The organism is Butyricicoccus sp. AF18-9LB, assembly GCF_027684505.1.
In the GTDB taxonomy this organism is placed as follows: Bacteria; Bacillota; Clostridia; order Oscillospirales; family Butyricicoccaceae; genus Agathobaculum; species Agathobaculum butyriciproducens.
The window spans coordinates 49980-64889 of the sequence record NZ_JAQCWA010000015.1; the positions used below are offsets into that span (position 1 = coordinate 49980).

Below are 14910 nucleotides of genomic sequence, written 5' to 3' on the forward strand. Positions count from 1 at the left end.
TTTATGTTATTTTATACCTTACCACAACTTATGCCATCCCGCAAGCAAACAAGCGGAAATGTCATAAAAAAGTTATACTTTGCAGCGGGCTGACTTGCCATTCCGAGTGTACCGTGGTATATTATAAATGTATAGTTATGATTGACAGAAAGGTGTTTTCATGGAATATATCACCCACTCACCCGAGGAGACCGAAGCACTCGGCGCAGAATACGCAAAAAGCCTCAAGGCAGGCGATGTCGTTGCGTTCTCCGGCGACCTCGGTGCCGGCAAGACCGCATTCACGCGCGGCGTGCTGCACGGACTCGGCTACGAGGGCCGCGTCACCAGCCCGACCTTTGCCATTGCAAACGAATACGAAACGCCGACGGTCAAGGTCGCGCACTTCGACCTGTACCGCATTCTCGACAGTGAAGCACTGTTCGAGATCGGCTTTGATGAATATCTCGACGGCAGCCGCATTGTGCTCATCGAATGGAGCGAGAACGCCGCGGACGTTCTGCCGGAAACCTACAAAACCGTCCACATTGCCTATGGCGATGCGGACAATGACCGCCGCATTACGATTGGAGAAGTGACTGTATGAAAATTCTTGCACTGGAATCCTCGGCGGTCAGCGCGTCTGTCGCGCTCACCGAGGACGAAAAACTGGTGGCGCAGTCCTTCCAGAACTGCGGCCTGACACACTCGCGCACGCTGCTGCCGATGGCAGAAAACCTGCTGGCAAACTGCGGCGTATCGCTCGCTGACGTGGACGCGATCGCTGTCGCGCACGGTCCCGGCTCGTTTACCGGTGTGCGTATCGGCGTAGCCACGGTCAAGGGTCTGGCACTCGGCGCGGACAAGCCGTGCATCGGCGTCTCCACGCTCGAGGCGATGGCATGGGGCGCCCGCGCACTCGGCAGCGACCTGTGCTGCGTGATGGATGCGCGTGCGGGTCAGGTCTACAACGCGCTTTTCACCGTGGAGAACGGCAGGGTACGCCGTCTGTGCGATGACCGTGCGATCAAGCTGACCGAGCTTGCCGAAGAAATCGGAGAAGCGCCGTATTTTCTGGTTGGAGATGGCGCGGATCTGTGTTATAATACTATCAAAGAGAACTGCACCGGTCTGCGGCTCGCACCTGCCGAGCTGCGGTTTGCGACCGGATTTGGTGTTGCCGCCGCCGCACTCCCCCTGTTCCGCGAAGGCAAATCCTGCTCCCCCCAGGAGTTGGACGCCTTCTATCTGCGTCGTCCGCAGGCAGAGCGCGAGCGCATGGCGCGTCTGGCACAGACCAAATAGCAGACAACACCGCACAATGAAAGCTGCGGCTTCTTGCGCAGGCTCCGGTCGCGCTGCCGCGGCGCTTTGCGGAAATTTTGCGCCCTGACTTCGTTCCGATTTCACTGTAATACACCAAGTATTACCGCAAAACCGCGCCTTGTCAGTGCGCAAAACCCACTCGCAAATCGCTCTTGTTCAATTATGCGATATTGCCTGAAGCAAAAAAGTTTTAGGATAAAGGAGATTTTTACTATGGCAACCGTACATGAAATGGACCACCCGCTGATCAAGCACAAGCTGGCGCTGATGCGCGACAAAACCACCGGCGTTAAGGAGTTCCGCGAGGCTGCTGCTGAGATTGCAATGCTGATGTGCTACGAGGCTACCCGCGATCTGCCGCTCAAGGAGATCACCATCGAGACTCCGGTCTCTGATGCGCGCGTACAGGTTATTTCCGGCAAGAAGATTGCGCTCGTGCCGATCCTGCGTGCAGGTCTGGGCATGGTTGAGGGCATTCTGGAGATGATTCCGGCAGCTAAGGTCGGCCACATCGGTCTGTACCGCAACCCGGAAACCCTGCAGCCGATCGAGTATTACTGCAAGCTGCCGAACGACATCGAGGAGCGTGACGTACTGCTGCTCGACCCGATGCTGGCTACCGGCGGTTCCGCTATCGCTGCGATCGACGGCCTCAAGCGCCGCGGCGTAAAGCACATTAAGCTGATGAACCTCATCGCTGCTCCGGAAGGCGTTGCCGCTGTTCAGAAGGCACATCCGGACGTTGAGATCTTCGTTGCCGGTATCGACGAGAAGCTGAACGACCACGGCTATATCGTTCCGGGTCTGGGTGACGCCGGCGACCGTATCTTCGGCACCAAGTAAGCAATATACCGCTGAATTTTTCGGTATCTGCAGTACAATTTCACACCGACCGTTCCTGCAGAGGAGGGTGAACCGTATGACATTTGATGGCATCAAACGCTTTTCTCCATACTGGAATTTTGTCCTTTGCTATGGTCTTGTGACGGCGGTCGGGCTGATCCCCGGTCTGCTGTACGGCAACGAAATGGGGTACTGGCTGCTCGGCTTCTGGCTGATCCTGCCGTTTTCGGCGTTGCTGTGCACATTTCGGGCGGCATACCGCGCCCTGCCGCGATACGGTCTGATGCCCGTGTTCGTCGGCCTGTGGGCGATTGTTCTGCCGCTTGCCACGTTCCGCTCGACTGAGATGCAAAGCCTGTTTTACGGGCTTGTTCCCTCGCTGGTCGGCTTAACGCTGGGCGTACTGGTGCGCAAATTTGTATTCTGGTATCGAAACAGATAGAGACACTTTTAAGGACACTTTTGCGGTGCGGCTTTCGAGCCGCACCGTTTTGTTGGGAGAAAATTGAACCTATGCAATTTTACGAACTAAACTCCAGCCGCATGGACTACCGCGAGCTGAGTGCGGACGACCTCAACCTGCTGACGCCGCTCCTGCGCAGCGAGGAGACCATGCAGACGCTCGGCGGCGCACTCTCCTACGAGCAGACGCTGGACTGGCTGGTGGATACGCTGCGCCGCTATCAGGCCGAGGGCTGCGGCTGGCTGCTCGCACTTGATAAGCCGACCGGCGTTCCCGCGGCTCTGTGCGGCCTGACTTACGAGCAGGTCGGCGCGGAACGCGTGCTGACCGCGAACTGCATCGTCCGGCATGAGCTGCGCGGCATCGGCGTCGGCCGCGAGTGCATCGCCGCGTGCCTGCTGTACGCGTTCGAGTCCATGCACGCCGACGAGGTCAGCACCTTCGTGCAGAAGGATGATCTCGCAGGACTGCATACTGCCGTTGCCTGCCGTATGCAGCCGACCGAAAAGGTCAGCCATACCGCCTTCGGCAAGACTGCACCGTGTGTACGGTGTGTGGTCCGGAATCCGCACCTCGCGGAGAAGGCAAAATCAGAAAATGAACTGTCGGAAGATGAAAAGAGCACCGAAACGTGAGTTTCGGTGCTCTTTTATTATCATTTTGTGCGATACACATTGTTTAGCAATGGTGCATGCGGTTTACACGGTGCGCCCGCGCGGCATCAGGGCAGATTCCGCTCGCTTCGCAAGCGACCAGCCTCACCGATACTGCTCCGCCCAGACAGCCTCATTCGCCTCCAGCGACTTCGGCACATCCAGTACCCGCTGGTTCGCGCTGCCGCGAAACCGCAGCTCGATGTTCTTCTCCGCCATGATAAACGGCCCGTCTACCAGTAAATCCAGCTGCCCGAGCAGCTTTTTCACAAACGGATCGCTCAGCTCCAACAGCTGCTCAAACGTATAGCCCGAGTACGCCATCAGGTGCTTGCCCTTGCGCTTCAGCTCCACCGCAAGATAATACAGCGGCTCCGCCTTACAAAACGGCTCGCCACCCGAGAACGTCACACCCTTGATGAACGGATTGCGGCACATATCCTTCAGCAGCGTGTCCAGCTCAATATCCTGCCCGCCCTCAAAGTCGTGCGTCTGCGGATTGTGGCAGCCCGGACAGCCATGCGGACAACCCTGCACAAACAGCGTATAGCGGAAGCCGGGGCCGTCCACAATGGACTCCCCGACTGTACCTGCAATGCGAATTTTACCTTCCATCAGGCGGTGTGCTCCTGACGCATGGAGCAGCAGCTCGGAACGCTGTGCTTTACGCGGTCGTGCTCCTCCGCGCGCTTGCCGTTGTTGAAGCGGTCGAGCGTACCTACCAGATAACCCGTAATGCGGCGGATACGTTCAAAGCCTACACCTTCACCAATCATCGGCTCCTGTACAGCGATATTCTTAGTTTCCATGATAGAATTCTCCCTTTCCTGTCACTTTTTGACGATTTTCAATGTATTCGGCTGACGGTCGGCTTCTTCGGCGGGGTCGCCGTGATAGCCGATCGTGGTGCTGTTGTAATTTTTATACAGTCCCAGCTTCTGCAGCTTGGACAGCGGAACGCCTTCGCCCTCGCGGCGGCCGCAGCGCGGACATACTTCGCCGATAATGCCGGTATAGCCGCAGATCGGATCGCGGTCGATCGGGTGGTTGATCGCGCCGTAGCCGATGCCGGCTTCCTTCATCGCCCGAACGACAGCCTCAAACGCTTCGAGGTTCTGCGTCGGGTCGCCGTCCAGCTCAATGTAGCTGATGTGGCCTCCGTTGGTCAGCTCGTGATACGGTGCCTCGCGGGCGATCTTCTCAAACGCCGAAATCGGATAGTAAACCGGCACATGGAAGGAGTTGGTGTAGTAATCACGGTCGGTAACGCCCGGAATCGTGCCGTATTTCTCACGGTCGATCTTGACAAACCGGCCGGACAGACCCTCTGCCGGGGTAGCGATCAGCGAGAAGTTGAGGTGGTATTTCTCGGTTGCCTCGTCCATGCGCTGACGCATGTGACCAACGATTTCAAGACCAAGGTTCTGCGCCTCGTCGCTCTCGCCGTGGTGTACGCCGATGAGCGCCTTGAGGCACTCTGCCAGACCGATGAAGCCGAGCGTCAGCGTTCCGTGCTTAAGCACCTCGCCAACCTCGTCATCCGGACCCAGCTTTTCGGAATCCAGCCATACGCCCTCGCCCATCAGGAACGGGTAGTTGCGCACGCGCTTGCCGCACTGGATGCGGAAACGGTCGAGCAGCTGATCGATTACGAGGTCGATCTTGCGGTCGAGATCCTCGAAGAACCAGTCCAGATCGCCGTGGCTGCGGATTGCGATGCGCGGCAGGTTGACCGACGTGAACGACAGGTTGCCGCGGCCGTAGGTGATCTCACGGGTCGGATCGCACACATTGGACATAACACGCGTGCGGCAGCCCATGTAGCCGACCTCGGTCTCCGGATGACCCGGCTTGTAATACTGCAGGTTAAACGGCGCATCGAGGAACGAGAAATTCGGGAACATACGCTTCGCGGAAACGCGGCATGCCAGCTTGAACAGGTCGTAGTTCGGGTCGCCCTCGTTGTAGTTGACGCCTTCCTTGACCTTGAAAATATGAATCGGAAAAATCGGGGTCTCACCGTTGCCCAGACCGGCCTCGGTCGCAAGCAGCAGCTGCTCCATGACCAGACGGCCCTCCGGAGAGGTATCCGTGCCGTAGTTGAGCGACGAGAACGGAATCTGCGCACCTGCACGCGAGTGCATAGTGTTCAGATTGTGAACCAGCGCTTCCATCGCCTGATAGGTGCCCTTGCGTGTCTCCTTATCCGCGTACTTGCGAGCAAACTTCATGCACTTTGCAACCGTCTTTTCGTCAAGCGTCTCGGAAAGTGCCTTAGCCATCGCCTCGTCGTAGCCGTTGCCGCCTGCCAGACAAGCCCACTTGCCGGTCTCCTGCTCAACACGCTCGGTCAGCGCACGCGCATCGACCTCGTTGTTGTCGTCCTCACCGAACACCTCGAGGGCCTTGGCGAGATTGTCGCGGAACAGCTTGCGGAAGGTCTTGCGCACACCCGGCGCCATCGAGTAATCGAAGTTCGGCACGCTCTGACCGCCGTGCTGGTCATTCTGATTAGACTGGATAGCAATGCATGCCAGCGCAGAGTACGAACGGATGTCGTTCGGCTCACGCAGGAAGCCGTGACCGGTGGAAAAACCGTCGCGGAACAGCTTCAGCAGGTCAATCTGACAGCAGGTGGTGGTCAGCGTCAGAAAATCCAGATCGTGGATATGGATATCGCCCTCGCGGTGCGCCTTAGCATGCGCCGGATCGAGGATAAACATCTCATAGAACTGCTTGGCGCCCTCGGAGCCGTACTTGAGCATGGTGCCCATCGCGGTATCACCGTCGATATTGGCGTTCTCGCGCTTGACGTCGTTCTCGAGCGAGGACTTGAACGTCAGATCCTCGTACACCTTCATCAGACGGGTGTTCATCTCACGCACGCGGGTGCGCTCGTTGCGGTACAGGATGTACTTCTTGGCCGTGCGGGCATGTCCGCTTTCGATCAGAACCTTCTCAACAGTGTCCTGCACCTGTTCAACGGTGGGAGTTTCGGTTCCAGCAGTCTCCTCCAGCGTTTTTTCGACCTGCTCTGCCAGCTCCTGCGCCATATCGTGATCCTGGCCGCCGGAGGCCTGTGCTGCGCCGAAAATTGCATTTGTGATCTTGTCGATCTCAAAGGGAGCCATGCGCCCGTCCCGCTTGACGATCTGCTGAATCATAAAGAAAAATCCCTCTCTCATACAAAAACCGCCTAACGGCGATTTCTTGATTATTTACTAAATTATGTAGTGGTGCATTCAATATCGCACAACATCTTGTGTCTGCTTATCTCTTGCTTATATATTCTACCGCCGAAACACCGCCCTGTCAAGGCGCTAAATTCTTTTTGGCACATTTGCAAGAAAAGCACTATTTTTATTGGAGCATTCTCTAAACTTTTCCTCTTGACTCGAAAAATTTATCAGAAAAGCGCGACAAATTCCACAAAGTTTCTCCTTTATTTTCTCCGTGGTAATTTCTCCCGCAAAAAAGCAGATACACTATATATGGTATCCGTTCTATTCCCCATCGCAAGACGAAAAAAGAACCCCGGAACAGGATTCCGAGGTTCTTTGGTTTCGATCAGAAAATGATCTTATGCCTTGCCGTTGCAGCCCAGAACATTGATCAGCTTGTGGGTAACCATGTCCTTGACAGCCTGACGAGCCGGCTTCAGGTACTGGCGCGGGTCGAAGTGATCCGGATGCTCAGCGAAGTGCTCGCGGATAGAAGCGGTGATAGCCAGACGAATATCGGAGTCGATATTGATCTTGCAGACGGACAGCTGTGCAGCGTGACGCAGCTCTTCCTCCGGAATGCCGATTGCATCCGGCATCTTGCCGCCGAACTTGTTGATCTTGTCAACAAACTCACGCGGTACGGAAGAGGAACCGTGCAGTACGATCGGGAAGCCCGGCAGACGCTTGGAAACTTCCTCGAGTACGTCGAAACGCAGCGGAGGCGGAACCAGAATGCCCTGCTCGTTGCGGGTGCACTGATCCGGGGTGAACTTGTAAGCGCCGTGAGAGGTGCCGATTGCGATAGCCAGAGAGTCACAGCCGGTGCGGGTTACGAACTCCTCAACCTCTTCCGGATGGGTGTAGGAGGAATCCTCAGCGGAAACCTTTACGTCGTCCTCTACGCCAGCCAGGGTGCCGAGCTCAGCCTCGACAACAACGCCGTGAGCGTGAGCGTACTCTACAACCTTCTTGGTCTCCTCAACGTTCTCGTCGAACGGACGGGAGGAGCAGTCGATCATAACGGAGGAGAAACCGCCGTCGATGCAGGACTTGCAGGTCTCGAAGTCCGGGCCGTGGTCCAGATGCAGAGCGATCGGAATGTCCGGGCACTCCTTAACAGCAGCCTCTACCATCTTAACGAGGTAGGTGTGGTTTGCGTAAGCGCGTGCGCCCTTGGATACCTGCAGGACTACCGGAGCGTGCTGCTCCTGGCAAGCCTCGGTGATACCCTGAACGATCTCCATGTTGTTCACGTTGAAAGCGCCAACAGCGTAGCCGCCGTCGTAAGCCTTCTTGAACATCTCAGTAGTAGTAACTAAAGGCATGGGAATACTTCCTTTCTGATAAAAACTGAATCTTAAAAATTCTGCTTTTATTCTATCAGTTAAGCATGCTAAAATCAAGTCCATATCCAAAAAATCCTGTCATTTTTTCGTCGAATTCCTGCGGCAACTTTGCCAAAATTGCCAAACCTGCCGAAAACGCAGGATTTTCATTGATTTTTTTCATATTATATGATACTCTTTATGAGTAAGAAAATGCATGGCACAGCTCTGCGTTTTAATTTGCTTAGGAGGTTTTATCAATGAGTGAACTGAAAGGCGCTTGCGTCATCGGTCAGTCGGGCGGCCCGACTTCCGTAATCAACTCTTCTGTTCTGGGTGCGCTGGAGGCAGCACTGGACAATCCGTCCATCACCCGCGTATTCGGCATGGCACACGGCATCAAGGGCCTGCTGAACGACGACCTGTATGATATCGACAAGGAAGACCGCGACGAGCTGGCTCTTCTGCGCTACACCCCGTCCTCTGCACTGGGCTCCTGCCGCTACAAGCTGGCTGATCCGGATGTTGACGACACCGATTACAAGCGCATCCTCGAGATCTTCAAGAAGTACGACATCCGTTACTTCTTCTACAACGGCGGCAACGACTCCATGGATACCTGCAACAAGGTTTCCAAGTATATGATGAAGTCCGGCTACGAGTGCCGCGTAATGGGCATTCCGAAGACCATCGACAACGACCTGTTCGGCACCGACCACTGCCCGGGCTTTGCTTCCGCTGCCAAGTATATCGCTACTTCCTGCATGGAGATCTATCAGGACGCTCGCGTATACGACACCGGCATGGTCTGCGTCGTAGAGATCATGGGCCGTCACGCTGGCTGGCTGGCAGGTGCTGCCGGTCTGGCTACCGCTATGGGCGCAGGTCCGGATCTGGTTTACCTGCCGGAGACCGACTTCGATATGAAGAAGTTCCTGGCTGACGTAAAGCGCATCTATGACGAGAAGGGCAACTGCCTGGTAGCTGTTTCCGAGGGTATCCACTACGCTGACGGCTCCTTCGTATCCGAGGCTAAGACCTCTGCTACCGACGGCTTCGGCCATGCACAGCTGGGCGGTCTGGCTTCCATGCTGGCTGACACCGTTAAGAACGAGCTGGGCTGCAAGGTTCGCGGCATCGAGCTGAGCCTGCTGCAGCGCTGCGCTGCTCACTGCGCTTCCAAGACCGACGTTGACGAGTCCTATATGTCCGGCAAGGCTGCTGTTGAGAACGCAGTTGCAGGCAAGACCGACTACATGCCGGGCTTCAAGTGCACCCGTGACGAGAACGGCTACAAGTGCGAGATCGAGCTGCTGCCGCTCTCCGAGGTTGCTAACACCGAGAAGAAGGTTCCGCGTGAGTGGATCAACGAGGAAGGCAACGGCGTAACGCAGGAGTTCGTTGACTACGCTCTGCCGCTCATCAACGGCGAGAACGTTGGCCCGAAGGTATCCGGTCTGCCGCGCTTCGCTAACCTGAAGAAGATCAAGGCTGAGGCTTAATCTTTTCGGTTTAACTGAACAGAGCGTGCCTTGCGGTGCGTAATCAAAACGGGTAGAGCCGCAAGGCTCTGCCCGTTTGCTTTTAAGAGGAATTTCCTGTATGAATCTTTTTAAATCCAAGAAAAATCTGCTGCTGCTCGTATCTTCGGTCATCGTCTGGCTGGGCACCTGCCTGCTCGCCATGCACTGGAACACTGTGTATGACGGTGCCATCGGCGGCTTCCCGACCTATCTGTGGGTGTTCGCGCCGGTTGCGCTCATCTTCAACATTTTTATGAACAGCAGACCCAGTAATCCCGACGGCAGGGACCACAGCCGCTGGGCGCAGGCGCTGCTCGTCTTTCTGGTGGCGCTGATGCTGTTCATTGCCCTGCTGTCCGGCATGAACCCGCTGTATGAGATCAGCTTCTGGTGGATTGCAGCGCTGATCGTGCTGTCCTTCATCGGCCTGCTGATCGGCAAGTGCATGAACCACCCCCTGCAGGAGGCTTCGCTGCGGCAGTCCGCCTATACCATCTTCCTGCTGTACCTGTCCTACGCCATCGCGCAGCTCGGCATGATCGCCGTGCTGCATCCGGTGTCCGTTGACGAAATCATCCGCACCGGAGAAGCGGCTGGCGGTGCAAGCGGCGAATATGTCGGTCGGCTGACCAGCGATACCGCAGAGCACCCCCTCGGCGTGTATTTCTTCACCAGCACGGATAAATCGCAGTGGTACTACTATGATGTGCTGACCGGCGAAGCCGCTGCCGATTATCACAGTTCCTACGAACCCGCTTAACAAATCGAGGTGCTCTTATGCTTGAAATCATCAAGGACCCGACCTTTTCCGCGCGCAATATCCCGCTGGGCATCCTCGAAGTCACCTACCCTGACCGTTCCCAGTGGAACGCAAAGGAATTTTACGACCTCGTTCATGCCGAGCTCGACCAGCTGCACGAAAAGTATGCCGACTACGACCGCAAGGCCGTTTTCGGTGAAAACCCGTACTTCCGGTTCTTTAAGAAGTTCAAAAAAACCTATCCTGTCATGCAGCAGTTTGAATCCGTGCTGTTCAAGGGCCGTCCGTTCCCCGAGGATGACCCGGTGATGGGTGTTCCCTTTCTGCTGGAGCTGACAACGTTCGTGCTGTCCGGCACGCATGACATCGACCGTATGGACGGCCCGCTCACCATCTTCACGCCAAGTGAGAAGCTGCCGTTTCCGGGTATGCGCGCTGCAAGCACACACACCTATCCCAACGACATCTGCGGCCGTGACGGCACGGACGTCATTTTCAGCATGATCGCCGGTGCGGACGACCGAACCTGCATCCATCCGGACAGCCGCCATGTGTTCCATCCCGTGTTCGGCACGCCGGATACCGATCAGGCGGTTATCGAGAACGCACTCCGGCGGCTGGAGTTCTTCGTGAAGATTCTGGCGCCGGATGCGGTCGCAGAAAGCACAATTCTGTAACGAATTTACACTCAGGTTTTCTGTTTTCGTAGGGCAGAGCAGTTTAACCCTTAACTGCAAAACAAAAAAGCTCTCTGAACAAGGTTCAGAGAGCTTTTCTTATCTGTGCTTACTTTTTCAGCGTTTTTGCAAAGCTATCCTTGAGGGTTACGATGCGGTTGAAGCGGCCGCTCTCGCGGTCCTTGCAGTAATAACCCATGCGGACAAACTGGAAGCGCTCGCCTTCCTTGGCATCAGCCAGCGACGGCTCGAGCTTGCAGCCGGTCAACTTCTTGAGCGAATCCGGATTGAGATAATCCAGATAATCCGTGCCCTCCGGTACGTCATTAACGTTCTCGAGGGTGAACAGATTGTCGTACAGATACAGGTCCGCGTCGATGGCGTGCTCGGCGGATACCCAGTGAATGGTGCCCTTGACCTTGCGGCCGTCCACCGGCATGCCGTTGCGGGTCTCAAGATCAGCCGTGCAGCGGATTTCCACGATCTCGCCGTTGTCGTCCTTGATGATCTCGTTGCACTTGACAATATACGCGCCCATCAGACGAACCTCGCCGTCCGGCTTGAGACGCTGGAACTTCGGAGGCGGAACCTCCGCGAAATCGCTCTTTTCGATATACAGCTCACGGGTGAACGGAACCTTGCGGCTGCCTGCTTCCTCATTGCGCGGATTGTTCGGCACCTCGAACTCCTCGCACTTGTCCTCCGGATAGTTGGTGATAACCAGCTTGACCGGCTCGGTGACTGCCATGCGGCGCAGCGCGGTCTCGTTCAGCTCCTCGCGGATGCAGTGCTCGAGCAGCTTGATGTCAACCAGCGAGTTGGCCTTTGCGATGCCGGCGCGCTGTACAAAATCAAGGATGGCGCTCGGCGTGTAGCCGCGGCGGCGCAGCGCACACAGAGTAGGCATACGCGGATCGTCCCAGCCCTCAACGTGCTTTTCAAATACCAGCTGGCGCAGATAACGCTTGGACATAACGGTGTGCGTTACGTTCAGGCGGGCAAACTCGCGCTGCTTGGGATGATGCGGCAGCGGGCAGTTGTCAACCACCCACTCGTACAGCGGACGGTGGTTCTCGAACTCAATCGAGCACATGGAGTGCGTGATGCCCTCAAGTGCGTCCTGAATCGGGTGTGCAAAGTCGTACAGCGGATAGATGCACCACTTATCGCCCTGACGGTGATGGTGTGCACGCACGATGCGGTAAATCGCCGGGTCGCGCAGGTTCATGTTCGGACTTGCCATGTCGATCTTGGCACGCAGCGTCTTGGAGCCGTCGGCAAACTTGCCGTCGCGCATATCCTGGAACAGCTGCAGGTTTTCCTCAACCGAACGGTCGCGGTACGGGCTCGGCTTGCCCGGCTCGGTCAGAGAGCCGCGGTACTGGCGCATTTCCTCCTGCGTCAGATCGTCAACATACGCCTTGCCGTCCTTGATCAGCTGTACCGCGCAGTTAAAGCAGGTCTCGAAGTAGTCCGAGCCGTAATACACACCGCCGCTCGGCTCCTCGCCGGTCAGCCACTTGATGTCCTCCCAGATGGAGTCTACATACTCGGTATCCTCCTTGACCGGGTTGGTGTCGTCATAGCGCAGATTGAACAGGCCGTTGTATTTTTTTGCGATAGACCAGTTGATGAAGATCGCCTTTGCCGAGCCGATATGCAGATAACCGTTCGGCTCCGGCGGAAAGCGGGTGTGGATGCGCTCGGAAAGACCGTTCGCAATGTCCTCATCAATAATTTCGGTCAGAAAGTTATTTACGTTTTCCATCATAGTGATATTCCCCTTTTATCGAATTAGTAATTAGTAGTTAGCAATCAATAATTATGGGGGTGCTGCCGCATCATCGCCTTTGCTTCCGGCGCGGCAGCTCCTTAATTACTCATTTCTCATTCCTAATTCCTAATTATCAGAGCGTTTTCGCGCACTTATCAAGTCTCTCGAGCACCTTTTCCTTACCCAGAATACCCATTACGGTCTGGAGATCCGGTGCGTTCTGGCGGCCCGCCACTGCTACGCGGACAACCATGGACACATCACCGACTGCGCCCTTATAGGCGGACGGGTCAGCCTTATACGCCTTGGTGTCGGCTGCATAGCCGTGTGCAGAAGCGATCTGCTTCATCTTGTCGAAGAAGCCGTCCGGCGTATCGTTCTCGTCGAACATGCCTGCAAAATCGCTCAGAATTGCCTTGGCGTCCTCAGCGGAAACGCGCTCCGGCATGGTATAATCCGGCTGGAACAGCTCGTCGAACATGAAGTCCATGTAGCCCTTGGCATCCGACCACAGCGCGAGGTCCTTGCGCGGCTTTTTGCCGCCGCGGCCGATGGCGAGGTACGCCTTGGAGAATGCCGGGTCGCGGGTCAGCAGTGCGTTAAATTCCTTGTCGTTAACAGCAGACCACTCGGCAACGTAATCGTAAACCTGCTCTGCCGTCATGCGCGAAATAACGTTCTTGGAAACGTCGCGCAGCTTTTCGATGTCAAACAACGCACCCGAGCCACTCATCTTCTTGGTGGTGAACTGGAAATCGTTCATCGGCAGGTCCGGATTTGCGCGGCGCCACTCCTCGAAGTTGGAGTTGAGGAGCGTCATCAGGTACTCGAGAACCGCCGGTACCGGATAGCCCTCCTGCGCGTAGAACGTCAGCGCCAGTTCCGGGTCCTTGCGCTTGGACAGCTTGCGCTTGCCGCCGGTCTCCGGGTCGATCTTCATCAGCTGGGCGGTGTGTGCGTACTTCGGCGCCTTCCAGCCCATCGCGCGGAACAGCTGCAGGTGCACCGGCAGGGTTGCCAGCCACTCCTCGCCGCGGACAACGACGGTCGTGCCCATCAGATGGTCGTCCACAACGTGCGCAAAGTGGTAGGTCGGGATGCCGTCGGACTTGAGGATAACCACGTCCTGATCGTTCTCGGTGACTTCCATCTTGCCCTTGACGAGATCCTCGTGGCGGATCTTGTGCTCAATGCTGCCCTCCGAGCGGAAACGGACAACATACGGCGTGCCCTTGGCGAGCTCTGCCTCGATGTCCTCCATCGGACGGTCGCGCCATACGGCGTACTTGCCGTAGTAGCCGAAGTTCTCCTTGTTCTTCTCCTGCTGCTCGTGCGCGGCGGAGAGCTCCTCCTCGGTGCAGAAGCACGGGTACGCCATGCCGCGCTGCACGAGGGACTTGACGAAGGTCTGGTAGATCTCGGCACGCTGGCTCTGGCGGTACGGACCGTAGATGCCGGTCTCACCGTCAGTCGTTGCACCCTCGTCGAACGGCAGGCCGAACGACTTGAACGCGTCGATGATCATCTGCACGCCGCCCTCTACCTCACGCTTGCGGTCGGTATCCTCAATACGCAGATAAAATACACCCTTGGACTGGTGCGCCAGGCGCTCATCCACCAGTGCGCCGTACAGGTTGCCGAGGTGCATGAAGCCGGTCGGGCTCGGGCCCATACGGGTTACCTTTGCGCCCTCGGGCAGCTCGCGCTTGGGATAGCGAGCCTCCATCTCCTCCGGCGTGGTATTGATATGCGGAAACAGCAGTTCCGCCAAACGGTTGTAATCCATTTATCTCTCACTCCAACTCGTTAGACTGCGCGGAGACGCGGTTTGTGCGCTCCACGAGTGTTTTTCCCATAATAGTATTATTTTAGCACACGATTGCGGTCTGTGCAAGACGTAAACTGCGGTTTCGCTGCTTCCTGCGCATATAGAATGGGCGCCAACCTTTGGCGGGGAGGTTCGCCGCACCCGCGGCGGCGGGCAAGAGGGTAGACACCTGCGGTTTCTACCCTCTGATTTTCACCCTTTCCCTAACGTGGGAGTGTCGCTTGAGAAGCGAACGGAACTGCGCTGACGCCGCGCGGGCGCACAAGAGGACAGACACCTGCGGTTTCCGCCCTCTTATGAATCTCCCCTTTCCCTTAGATAGCCTGGCGCAGATTGCCGACATGTGACCGCTGCGAAATGGGGGAACGGCAGAGGATTTTTCCTCTGCTACGGACGAACTACCTTCGGAGTCCGTCCTCTTGAGCAACCTGTTCGCAGGGTCAGATACATTACTGCTACACATGTGATTTCATCTAAGCAGGCGCGGCATAGCAGTGCCGCGCAACTCGTAAGTCTGGAGTTTGCGGACAGCACC

Annotated in this window: 14 protein-coding genes and 1 pseudogene; 8 read left to right on the forward strand and 7 right to left on the reverse strand. The window is 56.5% G+C overall.

Going from position 1 to position 14910, the window contains the following annotated elements:
* Nucleotides 1–160 precede the first annotated feature (160 nt).
* The 5 genes from tsaE (at nucleotide 161) to PGY33_RS09775 (ending at nucleotide 3246) form a co-directional block, all read left to right on the forward strand.
* Nucleotides 161–586, forward strand: coding sequence for a tRNA (adenosine(37)-N6)-threonylcarbamoyltransferase complex ATPase subunit type 1 TsaE (tsaE, locus tag PGY33_RS09755; protein WP_118753369.1), 426 nt, complete (start codon nucleotides 161–163; stop codon nucleotides 584–586).
* Nucleotides 583–1284 (forward strand): tRNA (adenosine(37)-N6)-threonylcarbamoyltransferase complex dimerization subunit type 1 TsaB, encoded by a 702-nt coding sequence (gene tsaB, locus PGY33_RS09760; protein ID WP_118753370.1) that lies wholly within the window; start codon nucleotides 583–585, stop codon nucleotides 1282–1284. Before tsaE ends, tsaB begins: the two co-directional genes overlap by 4 nt.
* Before the next feature lie 234 nt (nucleotides 1285–1518).
* Nucleotides 1519–2148 carry a uracil phosphoribosyltransferase gene (gene upp / locus PGY33_RS09765; RefSeq protein ID WP_118479444.1) on the forward strand — a complete coding sequence of 210 codons (630 nt, stop codon included), beginning with the start codon at nucleotides 1519–1521 and terminating at the stop codon, nucleotides 2146–2148.
* A 76-nt stretch (nucleotides 2149–2224) separates the two neighbouring features.
* The gene (locus PGY33_RS09770; RefSeq protein WP_118479442.1) at nucleotides 2225–2590 is read left to right on the forward strand and encodes a hypothetical protein; all 366 of its coding nucleotides are present in this window, start codon (nucleotides 2225–2227) and stop codon (nucleotides 2588–2590) included.
* Nucleotides 2591–2661: 71 nt separating this feature from the next.
* Complete coding sequence (locus tag PGY33_RS09775; protein ID WP_118479440.1) at nucleotides 2662–3246, forward strand: GNAT family N-acetyltransferase; 585 nt, start codon at nucleotides 2662–2664, stop codon at nucleotides 3244–3246.
* A 123-nt stretch (nucleotides 3247–3369) separates the two neighbouring features.
* On the opposite strand, the gene nrdG is transcribed toward PGY33_RS09775, so the two are convergent.
* The 5 genes and pseudogenes from nrdG to PGY33_RS09800 all read right to left on the reverse strand — a co-directional run bounded on the left by nrdG (nucleotide 3370) and on the right by PGY33_RS09800 (nucleotide 7997).
* Nucleotides 3370–3879 carry an anaerobic ribonucleoside-triphosphate reductase activating protein gene (gene nrdG / locus PGY33_RS09780; RefSeq protein ID WP_117487896.1) on the reverse strand — a complete coding sequence of 170 codons (510 nt, stop codon included), beginning with the start codon at nucleotides 3877–3879 and terminating at the stop codon, nucleotides 3370–3372.
* Nucleotides 3879–4019, reverse strand: a pseudogene (gene nrdD, locus PGY33_RS09785) (anaerobic ribonucleoside-triphosphate reductase); the annotation flags it as partial. The gene nrdG and the pseudogene nrdD, both read right to left, overlap by 1 nt.
* A 75-nt stretch (nucleotides 4020–4094) precedes the next feature.
* Nucleotides 4095–6428: an anaerobic ribonucleoside triphosphate reductase gene (locus PGY33_RS09790; protein WP_118753429.1), complete on the reverse strand. Its 2334-nt coding sequence runs from the start codon at nucleotides 6426–6428 to the stop codon at nucleotides 4095–4097.
* Between the two features lie 416 nt (nucleotides 6429–6844).
* Entirely contained in the window at nucleotides 6845–7813 is a 969-nt protein-coding gene (gene fba, locus PGY33_RS09795; RefSeq protein ID WP_118479436.1) for a class II fructose-1,6-bisphosphate aldolase, read from the reverse strand.
* 55 nt (nucleotides 7814–7868) lie between these two features.
* Nucleotides 7869–7997, reverse strand: coding sequence for a hypothetical protein (locus PGY33_RS09800; protein WP_270478407.1), 129 nt, complete (start codon nucleotides 7995–7997; stop codon nucleotides 7869–7871).
* 76 nt (nucleotides 7998–8073) lie between these two features.
* Here PGY33_RS09800 and PGY33_RS09805 point away from each other — a divergent pair, with 76 nt between their 5' ends.
* From PGY33_RS09805 to PGY33_RS09815, 3 genes are all read left to right on the forward strand, one after another.
* Complete coding sequence (locus PGY33_RS09805; protein WP_116705116.1) at nucleotides 8074–9315, forward strand: 6-phosphofructokinase; 1242 nt, start codon at nucleotides 8074–8076, stop codon at nucleotides 9313–9315.
* 100 nt (nucleotides 9316–9415) lie between these two features.
* Nucleotides 9416–10096: a hypothetical protein gene (locus tag PGY33_RS09810; RefSeq protein WP_270478409.1), complete on the forward strand. Its 681-nt coding sequence runs from the start codon at nucleotides 9416–9418 to the stop codon at nucleotides 10094–10096.
* Between the two features lie 17 nt (nucleotides 10097–10113).
* Nucleotides 10114–10773: a hypothetical protein gene (locus tag PGY33_RS09815; RefSeq protein ID WP_270478411.1), complete on the forward strand. Its 660-nt coding sequence runs from the start codon at nucleotides 10114–10116 to the stop codon at nucleotides 10771–10773.
* Nucleotides 10774–10882: 109 nt separating this feature from the next.
* Here PGY33_RS09815 and PGY33_RS09820 read toward each other — a convergent pair whose 3' ends face one another.
* Nucleotides 10883–12541, reverse strand: coding sequence for a glutamine--tRNA ligase/YqeY domain fusion protein (locus PGY33_RS09820; RefSeq protein ID WP_270478416.1), 1659 nt, complete (start codon nucleotides 12539–12541; stop codon nucleotides 10883–10885).
* A gap of 139 nt (nucleotides 12542–12680) precedes the next feature.
* Nucleotides 12681–14333: a glutamate--tRNA ligase gene (gltX, locus tag PGY33_RS09825; RefSeq protein ID WP_270478414.1), complete on the reverse strand. Its 1653-nt coding sequence runs from the start codon at nucleotides 14331–14333 to the stop codon at nucleotides 12681–12683.
* Nucleotides 14334–14910: the final 577 nt, after the last annotated feature.

Excerpts from the sequence above, each read along its gene's own strand:
- tsaE (WP_118753369.1), top strand. The coding sequence starts at position 161 with ATGGAATATATCACCCACTCACCCGAGGAGACCGAAGCACTCGGCGCA.
- tsaB (WP_118753370.1), top strand. The coding sequence starts at position 583 with ATGAAAATTCTTGCACTGGAATCCTCGGCGGTCAGCGCGTCTGTCGCG.
- upp (WP_118479444.1), top strand. The coding sequence starts at position 1,519 with ATGGCAACCGTACATGAAATGGACCACCCGCTGATCAAGCACAAGCTG.
- PGY33_RS09770 (WP_118479442.1), top strand. The coding sequence starts at position 2,225 with ATGACATTTGATGGCATCAAACGCTTTTCTCCATACTGGAATTTTGTC.
- PGY33_RS09775 (WP_118479440.1), top strand. The coding sequence starts at position 2,662 with ATGCAATTTTACGAACTAAACTCCAGCCGCATGGACTACCGCGAGCTG.
- nrdG (WP_117487896.1), bottom strand. The coding sequence starts at position 3,879 with ATGGAAGGTAAAATTCGCATTGCAGGTACAGTCGGGGAGTCCATTGTG.
- PGY33_RS09790 (WP_118753429.1), bottom strand. The coding sequence starts at position 6,428 with ATGATTCAGCAGATCGTCAAGCGGGACGGGCGCATGGCTCCCTTTGAG.
- fba (WP_118479436.1), bottom strand. The coding sequence starts at position 7,813 with ATGCCTTTAGTTACTACTACTGAGATGTTCAAGAAGGCTTACGACGGC.
- PGY33_RS09800 (WP_270478407.1), bottom strand. The coding sequence starts at position 7,997 with ATGAAAAAAATCAATGAAAATCCTGCGTTTTCGGCAGGTTTGGCAATT.
- PGY33_RS09805 (WP_116705116.1), top strand. The coding sequence starts at position 8,074 with ATGAGTGAACTGAAAGGCGCTTGCGTCATCGGTCAGTCGGGCGGCCCG.
- PGY33_RS09810 (WP_270478409.1), top strand. The coding sequence starts at position 9,416 with ATGAATCTTTTTAAATCCAAGAAAAATCTGCTGCTGCTCGTATCTTCG.
- PGY33_RS09815 (WP_270478411.1), top strand. The coding sequence starts at position 10,114 with ATGCTTGAAATCATCAAGGACCCGACCTTTTCCGCGCGCAATATCCCG.
- PGY33_RS09820 (WP_270478416.1), bottom strand. The coding sequence starts at position 12,541 with ATGGAAAACGTAAATAACTTTCTGACCGAAATTATTGATGAGGACATT.
- gltX (WP_270478414.1), bottom strand. The coding sequence starts at position 14,333 with ATGGATTACAACCGTTTGGCGGAACTGCTGTTTCCGCATATCAATACC.